This is a genomic window from Halobellus marinus, from assembly GCF_032113415.1.
Classification (GTDB): domain Archaea; phylum Halobacteriota; class Halobacteria; order Halobacteriales; family Haloferacaceae; genus Haloquadratum; species Haloquadratum marinus.
In genome coordinates this window covers 2,250,454-2,266,979 of sequence record NZ_CP134946.1, presented here as the reverse complement: position 1 = coordinate 2,266,979, position 16,526 = coordinate 2,250,454, and the positions used below count along the sequence as shown (strand labels likewise).

At 54.8% G+C, this 16,526-nt stretch carries 17 protein-coding genes and 3 pseudogenes; 8 read left to right on the top strand and 12 right to left on the bottom strand.

The window, feature by feature from the left end; genetic code table 11:
- Positions 1 to 98: 98 nt before the first annotated feature.
- Positions 99 to 671 carry a transposase gene (locus RJT37_RS11300; protein WP_313689948.1) on the top strand — a complete coding sequence of 191 codons (573 nt, stop codon included), beginning with the start codon at positions 99 to 101 and terminating at the stop codon, positions 669 to 671.
- Between the two features lie 364 nt (positions 672 to 1,035).
- On the opposite strand, the gene RJT37_RS11295 is transcribed toward RJT37_RS11300, so the two are convergent.
- Both RJT37_RS11295 and RJT37_RS11290 read right to left on the bottom strand, forming a co-directional pair.
- Positions 1,036 to 1,206: a hypothetical protein gene (locus RJT37_RS11295; protein WP_313684509.1), complete on the bottom strand. Its 171-nt coding sequence runs from the start codon at positions 1,204 to 1,206 to the stop codon at positions 1,036 to 1,038.
- Positions 1,207 to 2,438: 1,232 nt separating this feature from the next.
- Entirely contained in the window at positions 2,439 to 3,677 is a 1,239-nt protein-coding gene (locus RJT37_RS11290; RefSeq protein ID WP_313684507.1) for a PQQ-binding-like beta-propeller repeat protein, read from the bottom strand.
- A gap of 213 nt (positions 3,678 to 3,890) precedes the next feature.
- Between RJT37_RS11290 and RJT37_RS11285 the strand changes: the two genes are divergently transcribed.
- On the top strand, positions 3,891 to 4,385 hold the full coding sequence (locus RJT37_RS11285) for a hypothetical protein (RefSeq protein ID WP_313684505.1): 495 nt from the start codon (positions 3,891 to 3,893) through the stop codon (positions 4,383 to 4,385).
- A gap of 281 nt (positions 4,386 to 4,666) precedes the next feature.
- Here the strand turns inward: RJT37_RS11285 and RJT37_RS11280 are convergent, their stop codons facing one another.
- Positions 4,667 to 5,152, bottom strand: a complete 486-nt coding sequence (locus tag RJT37_RS11280) for a hypothetical protein (protein WP_313684503.1) — start codon at positions 5,150 to 5,152, stop codon at positions 4,667 to 4,669.
- A 539-nt stretch (positions 5,153 to 5,691) separates the two neighbouring features.
- Between RJT37_RS11280 and RJT37_RS11275 the strand changes: the two genes are divergently transcribed.
- Positions 5,692 to 6,372: a DUF8127 domain-containing protein gene (locus RJT37_RS11275; protein WP_313684501.1), complete on the top strand. Its 681-nt coding sequence runs from the start codon at positions 5,692 to 5,694 to the stop codon at positions 6,370 to 6,372.
- 59 nt (positions 6,373 to 6,431) lie between these two features.
- Here RJT37_RS11275 and RJT37_RS11270 read toward each other — a convergent pair whose 3' ends face one another.
- The 3 genes from RJT37_RS11270 to RJT37_RS11260 all read right to left on the bottom strand — a co-directional run bounded on the left by RJT37_RS11270 (position 6,432) and on the right by RJT37_RS11260 (position 8,876).
- Positions 6,432 to 7,253: an IS5 family transposase gene (locus tag RJT37_RS11270; RefSeq protein WP_313684499.1), complete on the bottom strand. Its 822-nt coding sequence runs from the start codon at positions 7,251 to 7,253 to the stop codon at positions 6,432 to 6,434.
- A 146-nt stretch (positions 7,254 to 7,399) separates the two neighbouring features.
- Positions 7,400 to 7,879: a hypothetical protein gene (locus RJT37_RS11265; RefSeq protein ID WP_313684497.1), complete on the bottom strand. Its 480-nt coding sequence runs from the start codon at positions 7,877 to 7,879 to the stop codon at positions 7,400 to 7,402.
- A 61-nt stretch (positions 7,880 to 7,940) separates the two neighbouring features.
- The gene (locus tag RJT37_RS11260; RefSeq protein ID WP_313684495.1) at positions 7,941 to 8,876 is read right to left on the bottom strand and encodes a hypothetical protein; all 936 of its coding nucleotides are present in this window, start codon (positions 8,874 to 8,876) and stop codon (positions 7,941 to 7,943) included.
- A 237-nt stretch (positions 8,877 to 9,113) separates the two neighbouring features.
- Here RJT37_RS11260 and RJT37_RS11255 point away from each other — a divergent pair, with 237 nt between their 5' ends.
- Positions 9,114 to 9,701 carry a DUF8121 family protein gene (locus tag RJT37_RS11255; protein ID WP_313684493.1) on the top strand — a complete coding sequence of 196 codons (588 nt, stop codon included), beginning with the start codon at positions 9,114 to 9,116 and terminating at the stop codon, positions 9,699 to 9,701.
- 170 nt (positions 9,702 to 9,871) lie between these two features.
- Here the strand turns inward: RJT37_RS11255 and RJT37_RS11250 are convergent, their stop codons facing one another.
- Both RJT37_RS11250 and RJT37_RS11245 read right to left on the bottom strand, forming a co-directional pair.
- Positions 9,872 to 10,285 (bottom strand): hypothetical protein, encoded by a 414-nt coding sequence (locus RJT37_RS11250; protein WP_313684491.1) that lies wholly within the window; start codon positions 10,283 to 10,285, stop codon positions 9,872 to 9,874.
- Positions 10,286 to 10,645: 360 nt separating this feature from the next.
- A complete protein-coding gene (locus RJT37_RS11245; protein ID WP_313684489.1) occupies positions 10,646 to 10,864 on the bottom strand; it encodes a hypothetical protein in 219 nt (72 codons plus the stop codon).
- An 89-nt stretch (positions 10,865 to 10,953) separates the two neighbouring features.
- Between RJT37_RS11245 and RJT37_RS20670 the strand changes: the two are divergent.
- From RJT37_RS20670 to RJT37_RS11230, 3 genes and pseudogenes are all read left to right on the top strand, one after another.
- Positions 10,954 to 11,136: pseudogene (locus tag RJT37_RS20670) on the top strand (hypothetical protein); the annotation flags it as partial.
- Positions 11,137 to 11,144: 8 nt separating this feature from the next.
- Positions 11,145 to 11,453 (top strand): helix-turn-helix domain-containing protein, encoded by a 309-nt coding sequence (locus tag RJT37_RS20665; protein ID WP_313689945.1) that lies wholly within the window; start codon positions 11,145 to 11,147, stop codon positions 11,451 to 11,453.
- A complete protein-coding gene (locus tag RJT37_RS11230) occupies positions 11,413 to 12,219 on the top strand; it encodes an IS630 family transposase (RefSeq protein ID WP_313689942.1) in 807 nt (268 codons plus the stop codon). Before RJT37_RS20665 ends, RJT37_RS11230 begins: the two co-directional genes overlap by 41 nt.
- Positions 12,220 to 12,911: 692 nt before the next feature.
- Here RJT37_RS11230 and RJT37_RS11225 read toward each other — a convergent pair.
- A complete protein-coding gene (locus RJT37_RS11225; RefSeq protein WP_313684487.1) occupies positions 12,912 to 13,586 on the bottom strand; it encodes an AIM24 family protein in 675 nt (224 codons plus the stop codon).
- A gap of 814 nt (positions 13,587 to 14,400) precedes the next feature.
- Between RJT37_RS11225 and RJT37_RS11220 the strand changes: the two are divergent.
- Positions 14,401 to 14,621: pseudogene (locus tag RJT37_RS11220) on the top strand (IS5/IS1182 family transposase); the annotation flags it as partial.
- A gap of 209 nt (positions 14,622 to 14,830) precedes the next feature.
- Here RJT37_RS11220 and RJT37_RS11215 read toward each other — a convergent pair.
- The 3 genes and pseudogenes from RJT37_RS11215 to RJT37_RS11205 all read right to left on the bottom strand — a co-directional run.
- Positions 14,831 to 15,679: pseudogene (locus RJT37_RS11215) on the bottom strand (aldehyde ferredoxin oxidoreductase C-terminal domain-containing protein); the annotation flags it as partial.
- Between the two features lie 88 nt (positions 15,680 to 15,767).
- On the bottom strand, positions 15,768 to 16,019 hold the full coding sequence (locus RJT37_RS11210) for a hypothetical protein (RefSeq protein ID WP_313684485.1): 252 nt from the start codon (positions 16,017 to 16,019) through the stop codon (positions 15,768 to 15,770).
- Between the two features lie 227 nt (positions 16,020 to 16,246).
- On the bottom strand, positions 16,247 to 16,516 hold the full coding sequence (locus tag RJT37_RS11205; protein WP_313684484.1) for a hypothetical protein: 270 nt from the start codon (positions 16,514 to 16,516) through the stop codon (positions 16,247 to 16,249).
- Positions 16,517 to 16,526: the final 10 nt, after the last annotated feature.

The window sequence follows — 16,526 nt, the reverse complement described above, 5'->3', positions numbered from 1 at the left end:
CTACAAGTTCGCCACCATCTGTATCGTCGATCCAAGCGTCCGATTCACGCTTGGGTGGGTGGCGCTGGACGGTGACGAGACCGACGAGTTGACGGAGGATCCGTCAACTCGTCTCCCAAGCACGGGAGTACGTCGACATCAATCGTGTCTATCTCGATCGTGGCTTCTATCGCGTCCATCTCGCGTTGGCGCTGGAGGAGTTGGGCGTCGAGTTCGTTATGCGTGCGCCACAGACACGGAAAGTACAGCGGTTCATCGCCGACCACGACGAAGACACGTTCGTTGCAGAGTACGAGATGGCGCGGTCGAACCCGCCGACGGGCCGGACGACAGTCCGGCTCGTCGTCGTGCCACATCGCTCCCGTGAGAACGACTATTTCTGTCTGGTGACCAACCGCGAGGTCACGCGTGATCTCGCTCAACCGCTGGCAGAAGCCTACCGTCGTCGGTGGGGTATCGAAACATCCTATCGAAAGGTCACGGAGTTTCTCCCGAAAACGTCGCCACCGACGTTCTCTGTCCGGTTGTTCTACTTTCTGTTTGCTGTGGCGCTGTACAATCTGTGGGTGTTGACGAACCTACTCCTCACACCAGACCGGGCGGTCGGGAGCACTCCCGTCCTCCCGACCGCCCTGTTCCGGCAGTTTCTCGGTCCCATTCCGGACGGATAACAGTAGAGCCGGTGATTGACTCGGGCTCTCCGCCCGAGTCAGACCGCCGCTAGCTACTGGCAAGACTGCCAGAACATCCCTCGTCGAAGGATCTTGGCCAGCAGACAGCAGCCACTCTCTCCAAACGGCAGAGCTGAACCTGAGTAACACCGACAGCACGACGCTTTCTCAGTAGTTCCTGCGGTCGAATCAGCAACTACTGTGAAGTCGTGGGTTTTCGCCTCGTACTTTCTATAAGCTACTACAGTGCTCACTACAGGCTACCTCCTGAGCAAGTGCGGTGGCGCGCCGCTGTATGCCCCGAACGACAACATACGTCGAGTAAATGGCGGATATGGCGCGGATGCGGAAGAGGTGGCGTCAGTTACGCCAGCGCAATCCCGGCACCGACGGCAACACTCGTCAGAGCGAGGCCGACGAGCGCGACTGTGGTCCGGTCGTAGTGTCCGTCATCGTCGTCGGAGTCGAACTCACTGCGACCGATCAGAACGCCGAGACCGACAGTAACCGCGGAGAGGCCACCGGCGAGCGCCAACGCCGTCCAGATTTCGAGTCCGTTCTGTGCGACTTCTTGTGCAGCCGTCCCGGCGAGGAAGACGCCGGTTGCTATCGGGGCCGCGGCTGTCGCTCTGTTGGAGGGAATTTATGAAATTCTCGACATGATTCGGAAAACCGTGTCGATGCGTTCCATAGTCCGTATAGATGCCGCACAGACCGGAGAGCCCGATTACTAGCTTCCTTCCGGGGGAAAGGGGATCAGCCCCGTCAGGACTGCCAACGCCCCAATTACGGTTACTCCTCCACCGAGTTGGAGTATGAGTACGACTATCGACGTGTACCCCATCGCACCTTTGGCTACTTCGCCAAGCAAGAGGATACAGAGCCTGAGTTGGAACACGATGACAACTCGGGGGTTTCGGAGAGCCTGAGTCGAATTAATCGAATTCACAACTAATCTGTTACCTATGTGATTTGAAACTTTTTCTATCCCGCTATCGAGTCAACTACATTCGAAATATAAAGGGATTCACACGTCATTCAGTAAACCTGTATTTGTCTAAACACGATTTTTACTACCTCTCGTAAATAAGCCGACGTATGTCAAGGGACTGGTCTCGCCGTGGAATACTTTCCGCAAGTGGTGCACTCACACTTGGGGCACTGAGCGGTTGTAGCAGTCTGCGCGGTGATTCAACACCCCTCACAGTTCGCCTTGCTAACCCCAGTGACCGAACGTATCGCGTTGAGCTGGAGATCTTCAAATCGGATGCAACCACCCTAACTGAGGCGCAGATACTCGACGAATCGTACACCGTGGAACCGACAGACGGTTTCACACGCCTTACACAGATCAAAAATCAACCCTATCACGTGCGAGCCCGCTTCAACGGACAAGGCCTCACCTCTCCGCAATATCAGTACGAGTACTACACATCCTGCGGGAGTAGCGAGAATCTTACTCCGACGTTGTCGGTCACGCTTCATCCCAAGTCTGAACACGACTCCAGATTCATCACCTTCAGTCAAACCGAGTGTCCCTGAGACTCCCCAGCCTCGCAGTCATCTCTCTTTGATTAGCTATAGAGCGCCGATGCGTCGCGCAAACTGAACATTCGAAACAGGTTGAGAGGATTGTACTTTATCGATACGCAATAGTATTCGACAGCCGATTCAGTAACATTCAGTTGAAAACTACTACCGTAGGTCGTTCAATTCAGGCCTTATAATACCAGAGCCAGGAAATCGCCTTACTGAATGGGTCTGCCGTTACTCCGTCAGTATCGTAACTGAAGGCGTAGTGTCTTCTTGTGTCACGACGACACCTGTCTTTGCATCGATTGTGATGCCCGTCAGTGGATGACCTGGCAAGGCCCAGCGATCTACTACTTCGCCGTTAGTCCGGTCGATCGCACCTATCTTGTGGGGTTCCTCGGAAAGTGGGGCGTACACGTGCGTCCCGTTCATCGCCAGTGGACCGAATTCTATATTGTCGGTCTGGGGTCCGCTCCACTGCCGGTCCCCAGTGGTCGCGTCAAGCGCGATGACTGTGGAATGCTCCCTCCCGTCGTCTGAAAAGGTGATACACTGTTCTTCGTCGAGCGCGATGTTCGGATGGATATGTGTTGCGGTGGGAATTGATTCGGCCCACACTTGCTCACCAGTTGCCTTATCAAAGGCAACGAGCTGGCGGCCAACCCAGAGATACACTCGACTGGCCCCCACGACTGGCGTGGAGACATTGTCACTGATCTCACTGCGCCATTCGAAGTCTCCAGAAGTAGGATTAATCCTGACGAGTTCACCTGCAGCATCGTCACTGGCAGGTGTACACGCATAGACATTTTCGCTTCCGCTCGCAATACCGACCGGGTACTCCCGAGCCAAAGGAGTGCTCCACAGTTGCTTCCCAGTCTGGGCATCTAGGCCGACGATAGATCGGCTTCTAGCCGCAATCACGGCTACCACGCCGTCCACGAAGACCGGCGCAGTCCCCGCGTACCCGTACCCACTCCGATACTCCCAAAACACCGACCCGTCGTTGCGATCAAGCGCGTACGTTGTCGCTCCTTGAACGAATACCGTCTCACCGACGACCGTTGGCGTCGTAAACGGTTTGTCGTATGCGAACCGCCACTGTTCGACGCCTGACGCGGAATCAAGCGCAAGAAGGCCCTCAAACGACGGCTCGGAAGACTCTCCCTCCGGGGGCAATTGTACTGGGATCACGAGTTGATTGGGAGAAAAAACCGGTTGACCCTTCCACCAGTCGTCAAGGTCGAGTACGGTGGTCGGTGATGCCGTTGAAGTGAGAGAACCGGTGGTGACGCTCCGGCGTGTGCACCCGCCGTGTTTGCTTCGCCACCCGTCCGTCCGTGGCGTTACGGTGGCGTCACGATTGTGTACTCGCTTCAGAACCCGGGGAATAGCGTCCAGACAGCCAGCAAGCCCGGCTGTTACAGCGGCACCAACTCCAGCAAGGAGGTGACGGCGGGAGGAGGAGACCATACACCCGCCTTCCAGAAGGACGCTAAAGGGCCTTGTGACACGCCTGTTCTGTGAAACTACGTGTAGTGAACATACTGACAGGGCGATTTGAGATTGAACCCGTGTAGGTGGTAGCCGCGCAGAACAACAGAAGGATGTCACAAGAGATTCGCTTGTCGTAAATAATCAGTCCCCGTTCAGAGGTCTTATTCGAGATCAAGATTAACTGCTCATATGCCCTCCTCATTCATTCGAGGCAAGCCTCTTCAAGCCCTCAAACTCACGGTTGTGATAGGCGCCCTTGTGTTCGGCCTATCCTCCTATGCCGGGGTTCTCCCAGGAGGAGGTCTGAACGGCCTGCTCTACTTCGCGTTCTTTCCTGTCATTCTCGCTGTTGTGGTCGTCTCCGAAGCGCTGTATACGGGATACCGACTTATCCGAACTGATGATCCGGTTGCTCGGCTCACGGCTCGACGCGCGTATACGGTGATCCGCGCTATCGAGTTGATCGTGGCTGTCGTCGCACCGACGATATTCTACGTCCTCATCGTTCAGTTAGGTAGTGAGGTTGCTGGCCCAGGCGCTATCGGACTGTTATTTATTGGAGTCGGCCTTGGCCTGATAGTCTACGGCTCGCTCTTGCTACGGACGGTCACCGAATATTACTACTATCGCAAGCGTTCCTCCCTGTCGAGAACTGATGAGCACGGCAAGCACGCTACAGAATAATAGAGTATGTGGTCGCCTCAGTTCGTGTTATTCGGGTCGAAGGCGTAGTAGATGACAGCCATTGTAATTCCTATTACGACTGGTCCAAAACTTCCATCACCCGGAAGGAAGAGTCGCACAGCAAATACACCCCCAGCAGAGACGAAGCCAATGAGAAGCGCGTAGGAACCACGAGAGAGGCCACGCACTTGATCATCCAGCTGCTGGTACAGACCGCGTAGAGAGCCCATATACATACTGATCATCGTCGGACGAATGTGTCTTGTCGGAGTCAGTGGTGGTTACGGGTCAGTTCGAAGTCGGTTGATCACTTTCCGGGCGATTGCGCCAGCAGTGAACCCGGTAACCGCAACTCCGGCCCCGATAATGGCGAGAGCGATCAACCCGTCTAACTGGACGACATAGCCGATGCGTTCGATAAGTGGCCGCGGCGAAATGTCCGTCGCCCACTCCGCCCGCCATCCGAGGAACCCAACGTACGTGAGTCCCCATCCAGTTACTAACCCGACCTGCCGATAACCTGTCCAGCACGCAGCGATCAGTCCGACGACGGCAGCGTGGAATGGAACGAAGACGACACCGCCAGAGTGATAAAAGATATCCAGTTCGTACGCGAGGAACGTTACCCCGAAGAGTCCGAGTGCCACCCCGATCAGTGCCGTCTGTTGCGGCGGCCCTTGTTTCGATCCGAAGAGGATTCTGCGGATAATAGTCGTAATCTCGGCTTGGCTCGTGGGAGACGGAGATTGGTGTTCCCCTGCGGTCATACTCACCTCTTTTGCGAGCGACGGCTAATATCCCCCGTACGGACAAAACCAGATTGCAGTAACAGTGAGTTGATCCATATGGACCCACGTGGAGGGCATCACTCTCGTTCGTGCTGTCTCCACCACCCCGGTATCTGAGCAGTACACTGCGAACTGCGTTCGGCTCGGGAGACTCGCAAACGCGATCTGCTGGCCACCTCAGTAGCTCTCGATTGGACGCACCGAACGAGCACAGCTCATACACAACGGGTACGCGATTGACATCCTCCTCCGCGTAAACGCGGATGAATCCCACGGCACCGCGCCGCTGGTTTGGGATATTAGGGTTTGCAGTCTACCGGCTCTGTTGAAATCCTGTTGGTCAGATACTATCTAAGGTGAAACAGCCGGTATGTGGCTGTCGAATCTATGATTTCGTAATAGTGAATTCAGGTCGTATTTTTGAGTCCTGCGAGCCCCATACGCGGTCCCTCTCCTGAATACTGGATGTCTCCGCTTCATCCGTACGATTTTCAGTTAAGCGACGAACAGGGTTTCTTATGGATTGGTCTTCTGTTACGCAATACCGCAGTGAAGCCGTGATCGTTGTCGGCTTCATTTTGCTTCTGAACCCGCTAATCGTGGGCACGTTTGACATCGGTGATCCGGACAGGTATCGATACGAGGCCAGTGAAGTCTCGTTCTCAGCGAACGGTACCTACACGTTCTCGACCCATCCCGTTCCTCTCGACTCCGATGTGGCGTGTTTTGGTGACGTTCCGAGTCGTTCCTGTGTGCTTGAGCGAGCTATCCACACCAACGGGGGTATCACGTACGATGGGCCCACGAAGCACTTCATAAACAACGAATACAGTTATGTCCACATATGGGAGGAAGGATTCTTCCAACCCGTTAGCGAAGAGCGGCAGAACGGGACTGTCTGGTACGGACTTGAGGCCGTCTCACAAGAGGAGGCACTCAGATATATCGCAACACCCCTAGAAAGGACTGACAAAGGCGTCCGAACCGCCATCGAAACTGGCGGCTACGAGACATCCGACGAACTCTCCGGTGCTCACGAACTTGTTCGGTTTAATGACAGTTACTACGTCGTTTATCCAACCGTGGTGCAGGAACATCAGGGAACAGAGCGGAGCCTAACAGTTATCGTACTCCAGTGGCTGCTCGGAATTGCTGGTGCAATACTGATTCTCCGCGGACAACGTCACCGAGTCGAATGACAAACAGCTGGATATCAGCCGCCTGATGACCCGAAATATTGTCCGTCTATATTCAACGTTCAGAGTGCTTTGTCGATGTTGTGAGTGATACAGGCGATCACAAGTTCACGGAACTGCTTCCACCAGCGTCGTGAGCGGACGAATGCGCCATATTTCCGTTTAATGCGAGAGTTTACCGTTTCGTTCTGACTACGTTGCCCGTAGAGGTCGGCGTCCAACCGGAAATTCCACGCCTTGTGGAGCGGCGAAAATTCTCGATGCTTTATGATAGGACGAACACCATCTTCACTGGCTAACGCCCGAAGCTTCTGGTCGTCGTATCCCTTGTCACCGAGGAGAATCGCTACCACACCGGTGTTTCGCTTGATGAGCGACGGTGCGATCTGTGAGTCGTGTTTTCGTGTCGTCGTCACGTGTAAGTCGATAATTGCGTTCACTCTCGTGTCCACGAGAAGTGTAACTTTCAACTGTTGAATCGGTAGCTTCGTTCGTTTCGTGTAGTACTTCGAGGCGTGACTCCGGTCAAAGCCAGAGGCATCGATTCCGACGACACCGTTGGTCGGGAGAAGCGTGACTGAGAGATTGAGAAGAACCCGCCAAACAGCTATGTCAAGGCGATTGAACGCCTTACTCAACGTCGAAGGAGAGGGAATTTCCGTCAGATCAATAGCACTCCGAATCCGAGGCATCTCGATAAGTTCGTCAAGGAGCGTCCGGTATATCGTATTCTTCCGTACCTTGAGACAGAGGAGGACGATGTGTTGATGAAGTGTGTACCGCCGTTTCGAGAATTTCGATGAGTAACGAGCGACAGCTCGCCGAGCCAAGTGATACGCTTGCTCAACGAACCGGAGTAACTGTGACTTCGGGAGGGCTTCCATTCGGTCAGACTACCGGGCGAACCTGTAACTCTCTGAGGATTTCAACAGAGCCAGAGCAGTCGAACCGGGGGATCAACACGGGAATTGAGTCGTTCCCGTCGGCGTCTATATTGAGGCCAGAAGCTAGTTTTTGAGAGGGACTGTATTCAACTGAGGGGAGGGGCTTGGACAGGCGGACGGCCAAGCAACCGCCACGCCGTCACGACGAAGATGATACCTGTTACGCCGGTACTGGCCAGTGGCGTCGGGTTGTCTGTCGGGGAGATGAGTGGGCCGCCGACGAATGCACCGAACCCCAGTGCGATGAGTCCGATGATGAGACAGACACTGCCGAGTGTCTGCAGCCAGGCTGACTGGTCACCATCGGTGGCACGAAGTTTCTGAGTGATACCTGCACCACTCACGGCGAGTACATACAGGAACAGCGGGAACGCGATCGGGTAGTAAGGGGTGAGAAACGGGAATGCTACCTCGGTGAGGTCGTAGGCGACGATCAGGAGGTAGGGCAGGATCTGTGTGGGTTGGAATGGAACGAATTTCAGGAGATACAATACGACGATGATCGCGTACGCGATGGCGACGTCACGACCAAGGAGGGCGTTCCGGAGTGTTCGACGGGAACCCATAGTTGCGTGTAGATGGGGCGGATATAAATATCAGGCCCCTCTCGGAGGACTGAGATTGACGCTAGTCTGCGTCGGTAATGTAGAGACCGTATCGGTACAGCGTGTCGTCGTACCAGAGGTGATGGCCGTTTGCGGCAGTCTCGACGTGTTCGAGATCGAGTACGTCAAGTAGCGTAGCGTACTCCGTTGAGAGCGGGGTCGTTTCTCGGTACGTGTCTTGTGCGGTGACTCGTTCGAGTAATTGTCGAACAGCCGCATCGAGTCCAGCTGGATCGAGTCGCGTATCGACTGTGGCGGCTAAAGCGGTGTCTCTGAACGCGTCTGTGGTCGTAGCGACTTCGATTGCGAGTGTCGTGTATGCTGGCTCGTATAACTGTTCAGTAGTGACGTTGAGACGGTAGGCCCAGTGGCCGTCGGAATCCATCGCTACAATACTCCCATCAAGATCGGCAGTGAGGCGGCTGTTCAGTTCGTACGGTCGCCGCAGGACGTAGGCATCATCCTGAAGGAGGTCGGCACTCCCACTTTCCCCGTTCGTGACGGTGTCACTGTGGAGGATTTTGATGACGCGGCCAACAGGTCGGGCGAGTGAATCGACCGTCGGGACATCCTCGGGGACTTGCTCCTCGGGGAGCGGCGTGGCACGGACGAGTGGCCGCTCCAGTCGCCGTTCGCCAGTGACGACGATTTTCGTCTGGTAGTACCGGTCATCATCGGTGACGAACTTGTCCTCGGGGAGCGGCTTGTAGCCGTAGGTTGTGTGCCGACCGTCGGGGAGTATGTCGGCTAGCGCACGATTAGCGGGCTGGTCGTATACGTCTTCACCTGGTTGGTAGAGGGCGTATTCGACGAGCGGTTGTTCAATACGATCGAGTGAGAACCGATATTCTTGTTTCGGATCCGTGGAGGAATCAGGCGTGAACGAGGCACAGCCTGCAAGAGCTGTGGCTACCGTTGTTCCGGCGAGGTGGAGGGCCGTTCGCCGTTTGAGGACCATACCGGTTGTTCTGCATCTCGGGTTGTCAATCTGTCGTGAACAGTTCGCCCCGACAACGCCACTCTGTGGTAACCTGCTCGCTGAGGCTGCCGTAGACGAGTTCCCCCACCACATCGGAACCGGTCACTACAAGTCATAGAGCGCGCAAGGGTGCCAGCCAGATGTGAGAGCGATCAGACCCAAATGCGGGTTTGAGCATTCTTCACGCCTTTATCTACTGACAACCTCCTTCCCCACGTGAACCGACGGACGTACTTTACATCGCTATGTGCTGCTGGCATCGCCGCAACAGCAGGATGTAGTACAATTTCGGGTCGCAAAACACTCTCTGAACCGACCGTGAATACGGACTCAAGCGGGAGGAAGGCTCTTATTTTCACAGCGAACGACGAGGAAGTCGGTCACTTGGGTGTCGATGGAAGCGTTACATCCGGACGTATCGACCTCTCGACTGAGATCTGGCACCAAGATGGGACGGCTGTGGAATCGATCAAACTGAGCGTCTGGATGCCTGAAACAGCAACAGAATCCCCCGCCGAGGTCACCGTCGTCTCACCAGTGGAAGGAGATAGTTCTCCACCACCATCGGTGGCACTCTATACGCCTGATCAGGCGCTCGGAACAGTCATCAAGATTACCGATTTAGACGACCTCGCAGACGAAACGATCAGCACGCTCAACCTCATCGTAATTCCGGGTTCGGAAACGGCGACACGCCTCACTATTCACACCACCATCGAACTCTCGAGTGGCGGCACCCTCGGTAGTGACTACACGCTGGATGGCGAACTCCAGTTGGCGTATCCACAGCTCACCGACAAGTGACGGAACGGCCCTCAACTGGTTGAGAATCAGTTACCACCACTTGGGTTACAGCCGTGAGTTGAAGGCTGTTTCAGACAGATTCCGTTGAAACTGGCCAGCTTGGACCACTCACGGCAGACTAGTAACCTAGTACCACAGTCGCTGGACCGCTCTTGCTCTGAGACGTTCGATCAGTACCCGTCGTAGCTGGTGCTGAGATCAAGCCGACCAGTATCGATCGTAGCTGGAGATTGACTCGGTCGTTCGGCCTCTATCGGACGAACGTAGCCCACCCGGAGATCGTCAGTCGCCTCTACCCAGAATTTCTCGACAGATGCCTGTCCAGCAAGAGGGAGTTCATTAAACGCAGTCCGTCGAGCCTGTGCGTGGAGATGGTCACCCGCATCGTTCACCGGTCCTAACGCGATTTTGTAGTTCACGCGACCGAACTCAGCCGTCAGTGTTTCGTGTCTCTCCGACGGTACGGAAACCGATGCCTCATCAATAGCTGGCTCAATATACTCTGGGTCGAAAGCTCCGAAGACCTCGTCTCGATCACGGTCGAACTGTAATCGAAGGATATCGGTCAAGACGGGTGGATCCATCCGGCTGAGTTCGACCTGTATCCTCTTTTGCCATACCAGTCCGGCTGCGCGCTGTGTCGTCTCTGCCGTCGTCGGACGCCCCGTGACGTTCGACTGATCAGTAGTCGAACAGCCAGTGAGAGAGGCGACACTGCCCGTCGCACAGAGCGAAAGGAATCGACGACGTGAGCGGGACGAGTTCACACCGGAATGAACTGTTCCGTTTGGTGTATGTTTTTCCCTCACGACTCGGTGACAGATGTCGTAGACTTGTAGACCCGTTCGACCAGTTGCTTCACCGACGAGATCGTGACACGATCATTCCGTGAAGTCGCTCAGCGGCGACTCGTCGTTCCTGAGATTCGTACGCCTGGTGCGGGGTCAGCCGCTTTGTGCGTCCAGTCGCTCCACGTCACTTGCACTTCGAGAGACCGCCGGTGTCTGAGAAGGACCGACGTGCTGCCCGAGACACGTCCCCACGACGAGGAGGCCGACCCCACCCATCAGCACCCCCAACACTGGAGCGATCAGCAGGAGGAGACCGGCGACCCCAAGATCAAGGGCGCCGATAACTACGGGATAGAGTGATTGGTGCGTCATCCTGTCTTCGTCTCGGTGTCGGATCAGCAAAAAGTCACTCAAGACTCAAACACCCACTAGTGTAGCTGCAGACTTGAACTGGCCAGGTTATGCTCTCAGAGAGCATATCTACACGAATGAGCAGGAAACAGCACGACATTACTCTCTCCGAGGAAGACCGGAACACGCTGGAGTGGTTCAGTTCTACTGGTGAACGCAAGGCCGAGGACATCACGCGGGCGCGGATTCTCCTGAAGGCCGACGAGGGGCTCACAGACTCGGTCATCCGTGAGCATCTCGGCTGCTCGATCGGTACTCCCTACCGAACTCGAAAAGCGTACACGGACGAGGGCTCGCGGCGATTCATCGCCGCAAGCCCGACCGCGTCTACGAGCGGAAACTCGACGGGGTTACTGAAGCACGCCTCATCAAACTCGCCTGTAGCGATCCCCCAGAAGGCCGGGGCCGCTGGACACTGCACCTCCTAGCCGACGAACTCGTCACCCTCGACGGGATCGACTTCGAGTCGATCTCTCACGAGACCTTACGACAGGCGCTAAAAAAACACCCTGAAGCCCCATCTCTCCGACTACTGGGCAATTCCAGCTGAGGAAGATGCCGACTTCGTCTACCATATGGAAGACGTGCTCGATCTCTACCACGAACCGTACGATGAGACCCGTCCAGTCATTTGCTTCGACGAAACCAGCAAGGAACTCCACGTACGCGACCCGCTCTCGGCCCTCCCGGGAGCGGGCGCGCGGATCGACACACACTACGAACGCAACGGCACACAGATGGTTTATCTCGCCACTGAACCGCTGACTGGATGGGTTGCCACCGCAGTCACTGATCGGCGTCGTACCACCGAATGGATTGACCGTATGGTCGAACTCGCTGATGAGCACTACCCGGATGCGGAGTGCATCCGGGTGGTGCTCGACAATCTTAGCACCCACAATCCTGCGGCATTCTACCGATTCTTCCCGCCCGACCAAGCACACGCGTATCTCAATCGCTTCGAGTTTCACTTCACGCCGACACACGGCAGTTGGCTCAATATGGCCGAAATCGAAATTGGTGCACTCAAGCGCCAATGCCTTGATCGACGAATCCGCACGCAGCGACCCTCCAGTCGGAGGTTGCTGCGTGGCAGGCCGGTCGAAACGCCGCTGACGGACTCATCGACTGGCAATTCACAACCGACGATGTACGTATCAAGCTACGCCAACTCTACCCGATGCCTCTCGAAGAAAACTAGCGGGACTACGGTTGAAGCTACACTAGCACGATCTAAAATCCGCAATAGCTCTCAGCTATTCATCGACGTGAGAGAGGGTTCAATACTGGTGAAATGCAAACCAAGAGATTCATAGTCATCAACTATCGACGGTTGTTCCGTCTCGGGGATTGCCTTCGGTTTCGGCGCCTTCCGTCCGGTATACTGTCTCTTCGGGTGTATCGTTACCACCATAGGAACTCCAAATCCTGTTCTCAGTTCCACGAACTCTCCGTCGTCTTGTGAGTCTCTGTCGATAATAGCGAGTCGAGGGGGGCCGTCTACCCTCTCGTCACTTTCAGTTGAGTGGAATAGCTCCCAGTCTCCTCTGTGAGTTGTCATTTGGTGCGACAAAGTTGCTCCTGAAGACTGGCAAATCAGCGACTTCGTATGGAAGAGACAGTAGAGGACCGATACTGAACTTCAGCCTTGGAAGCTCGTTTGAGAAGGATAACAGCAATACCGCCCAGAACGAGATTGGATCCCAGCAGAACAACTGTTGCAGGAACGACTGTATTCCAGAGCCCAGTAAACGCCGTTACCTCAAAGACTGACATCACGTCCGATTCTCCCACTACACTACTCCCATCCAAAGTGGTTCGCCTCACCTGGCGTTCAAAAGTTGCGCTAGCTACTCTATAGCCCATCTGGACTACGCGATTCCTTCTGCAGGTGGAGGAATAATAGTAGCGTTTGCAACTGATTACTCATCCGAGCGCACGCCGTCGAGCGATCAGCTGAGCGAAGACTTGCAAACGCTACTATATGCTATGGGACTCGCAATCGAACCTACTGATTCTGACTCTGGGTAACGGAACCCTCCTCGTTCGGTTGGACCACGACGAACCCGTCTGATCCGGTGAACTCCATTTGGATCGATTCACCGGATGTCTGCCCGATTTCGAGTTTCTTGTTCATTTCGACCGACGGTGAGAGGTTCGCACTCCAGGCGACGGTCGCGTCAGGATCGGTGAAAACGGGCGGTTTCAGGACGATCGGGTCACCGTGCGTCGTCAACGCGATTTCACCGGGGCCTGAGAGGTAGACGTTCGTGAGACCGCCGGCAGCGATTCCCGATAGACTACCGATAGTGTTGATCTCGTAGTCGATGCTGGCTTCAAATGCGAGCACATCATCGCCGTTGATCGAGAGCGACTCGTTGCGGTCAAGATCAAGTACCTGGACTTTCTTGCCCTGTTCGGCCACGTACAGGTGCCCGCTTCCCTCTGCTTCCATAACCGGTGTTCCTTCACCACTCACAGCCTCTTTTACGAAGCCGGTAATGCCACCTTCTGCCGATGACCGGCCAGTGAAGGTCATATCACCGGTGTATGCAACCATCGATCCGGCTTTAACCATCACCGTTCCATCAACCGGAATATCTAGGAGCCTATTGTTCGCTTTCTGAAATCCGCTTCTCCCTTCGGTCGGCGTGTTCGACACCGTGAACTCTTCTAAGTCCATCTGTACGACAAGACGTTCTATTGGCCTGAAATATAGACTTCTTGAAAACTAAAACCGAAATTTGAGAGACTCCCGTTCACCGCCTACTGACAGATCCAACTCGCTCAAGCAGGACTGAGAACTGATCGCCAGATTGTCTATCAGTTCCACGTACTATTCCAACGCTGATTTACAAATTCAAGGCCACAGGAGTGCAGCAAATACTCCATTCCACAATTTGTTTACCCGACCGAGATGGTAGCCCTGCTGGAAAGACTATGTCTGCACCAGTTAACGCATCGCCATATTACGTGCATTTGGTGAGTGCCACGCCGACCACCTCGCACCAGTCCCCTATAGTAGCGTTCGCAAGTCTTCGCTCGGCTGATCGCTCGACGGCGTGCGCTCGGATGAGTAATCAGTTGCAAACGCTACTATAACTGGGTGCCGAGATTCAGTGACTTCCACACCAATACATTACCAATGAACCACGGGAAGATTGCTTGGGGTACGATACATCAGCCATTACGAGGGACTTCCGGCTGTAGCCAAAACGAGTCGAGTCTCTGCGCTTGAAATGCCACTGCCGCGAGAACAAACAGAGCAGCGGTAGCCATCAGTACTCCGAGCACTGGGGCAACCACAAAAAGTACTCCAGCAAGTCCGATGTCGGCGGCCACGATAAAGATCGGATAGAGCGGAATATTCAACTGCGACATCATACGCCGTTATAGGAACGTCAAGGGCAAGAACCCACTCAAAACTCAAAGAGCTGTTGTAGGAAGGCTTCCTGAGGAGACGCTCCACTAGGAGCCACGAAGTATAGATACATTCACGGGTTCTGTTGAACGTCTCGCTCGGAGATTTGCCGCTGACCGGTGTCACCGGCATCGATGCGTCCGGGGTTGAGCGGGCGTAGGCATCAACTCACTACACGAAGCGAACGAATCTCACATCCAGCAGTTGAAGACAACGCTGTTGATCGATACAGCGACCAACGCCGTTCTCGACATTCACGTGACGACGACACGAAAGCACGATACCCAGATTGCGCCGGAGTAGCGAAAATCTATTCACTAGAGCACGAATGAGGGGATTTCAACGTGTTGCTCGATACCCAGGTCCCGTTTGAAGACTGTGGAGCAAGGTACTCAGTCGCCGAACTGAGTAAGCGGTGTCGATCCGACTGTGAGTCCTGATTGGGACAGTCAGAGGGGCCCACCGAGTAAGGTCATCGTCTCCGGCAATTGCAAGTTGATTTGCGGCTACAGCGATGTTACGGTGCCGCCCTTCGGAACAGTCCCGTCAGCGTTCCATCCGCGGAGTTCGTAATATTCGGCGAGTGCACTCTCCATTCCATCGATCTCGTAGGGCAGCGTATCATCGCTTCGGGTGAACCCCCGTTCGTTGTTGAAGTGGCGTTCCAGTTCCACGACCTTCGCACCGATCTGCAAAAGGTTCGTGTAAACTTCGCGGAACAAGCGCTCGTACCTCTCACTATTCATCATACTCCTAGAGAACTGATAAATTATTCCTGAGTGTATAAGCGCCCTGAGGTTCTCGTGTTCGATGACTTCGGCGGGTTTGTCGTTCTCGAACCCTTGCGGTGGGAGCGCTTGGACGCTGGGGACGAGCGGGTACTCCCGAACGAAAAAGGCCGAGTAGTTGTGGTCTGCACCGTGGTTTGACGTCGCGTACGACAGAGCTTGTCCGTTACAGACCCTCCCCTCGTGCGCCGGGAACTCCAGTCCCTTTGATGTCCAGTTCGGTACTCCGAGTTCCTCGTGACTCCGCGCGATGCCCTCGGCGAGTACGTCGCCGATCCCCTCACGATAAGCGATCTTGCGGACCGTATCGTGTACGAGTTCCGCGTCGCCGAATGCGCCTTCGCTGGCCAAGAAGGACGCGACTGTGTCGCCGCAGCTAATGGTGTCGAGTCCGAGTTCATCGCAGAGGTCGTTCGATTTCATTACGTCCACAATATCATCGACCGTACAATTCGATCTAAATGACATTACTGTTTCAAATTCTGGCCCCTCCGTTTCGACGCCGCGTTCTTCGTCCCTCGTCGGGAGCTTACAGGCGAACCCACACTGGGAGCACGTCCCATTCCGATTCCCGTGTGAAATCACCTGGAATCGGTAGCCATCCTCGTCGATCGCGTCCAGTAAGTAATCAGCGTTATCAACGAGAAGTTCGAGACTATTGAGCTGATGGCGGTGGTGAAGATCTGTCAGAAACCATCACGTCGTCTGTTTCGTCGTCGTCGAAAAACAACTGGAAATACAGTATTCCGGTCGTTTTAGCATCAACGGCACCGTACAGCCAGTAGTCGTCGTCCTTGATTCGGATCACCTTCTCATCAACCGCGAATTGATCCGAGCTTATCTCTGAGACGGTCTGTATTTCGGACTTCTGCACCCCATTCGTGAATGGGTGCGTGACCGCGTTCAACCCCAAACTTGTCGAGAATCTTACTTATATTCTTCAGCGGTATACTGGCAAGATATTTCAAATAAACAGTTAAATTATCGATTCAAAAGCCCTATTTGCTCTACAAGCTACAAGTCGACTACTCGATGTTATCACTAAAATAATTGAATACCTATATAAACCCTCAGAATTCCTCCGCCTCATCCTCTAACTTAACGCGGCCCATACAACAGCGCAGAGGCGTTTCATCAATTGAGCGTATGGATATCCAACTCCCGTTCGTTGGCTGGGGCTTCACGAATTGCTTCCGACAGCGTCGGGTGAGGGTGTATCGCGTCCGAAGGTCTCCCGTTGTCAGCCATTCGCTGGACATCGACGTCGATTTCGGCCGCTATTTCCATTTCTGACCCAGTCGGGGCGTCGTAGGCGACGTTCGCCGCCGAAATCAGCGCCTTCGAGGAGTTGCAGCCGCGGTTAAGACAGGTCCCACCGAGCGCATCCATCTCCACGAGCGCCACCTCAAGGTCA

Bases quoted from the DNA above. Each gene is read 5' to 3' on its own strand.
- RJT37_RS11290 (WP_313684507.1), bottom strand. From the start codon at position 3,677: ATGGTCTCCTCCTCCCGCCGTCACCTCCTTGCTGGAGTTGGTGCCGCT.
- RJT37_RS11285 (WP_313684505.1), top strand. From the start codon at position 3,891: ATGCCCTCCTCATTCATTCGAGGCAAGCCTCTTCAAGCCCTCAAACTC.
- RJT37_RS11280 (WP_313684503.1), bottom strand. From the start codon at position 5,152: ATGACCGCAGGGGAACACCAATCTCCGTCTCCCACGAGCCAAGCCGAG.
- RJT37_RS11275 (WP_313684501.1), top strand. From the start codon at position 5,692: ATGGATTGGTCTTCTGTTACGCAATACCGCAGTGAAGCCGTGATCGTT.
- RJT37_RS11270 (WP_313684499.1), bottom strand. From the start codon at position 7,253: ATGGAAGCCCTCCCGAAGTCACAGTTACTCCGGTTCGTTGAGCAAGCG.
- RJT37_RS11265 (WP_313684497.1), bottom strand. From the start codon at position 7,879: ATGGGTTCCCGTCGAACACTCCGGAACGCCCTCCTTGGTCGTGACGTC.
- RJT37_RS11260 (WP_313684495.1), bottom strand. From the start codon at position 8,876: ATGGTCCTCAAACGGCGAACGGCCCTCCACCTCGCCGGAACAACGGTA.
- RJT37_RS11250 (WP_313684491.1), bottom strand. From the start codon at position 10,285: ATGGATCCACCCGTCTTGACCGATATCCTTCGATTACAGTTCGACCGT.
- RJT37_RS11245 (WP_313684489.1), bottom strand. From the start codon at position 10,864: ATGACGCACCAATCACTCTATCCCGTAGTTATCGGCGCCCTTGATCTT.
- RJT37_RS11225 (WP_313684487.1), bottom strand. From the start codon at position 13,586: ATGGACTTAGAAGAGTTCACGGTGTCGAACACGCCGACCGAAGGGAGA.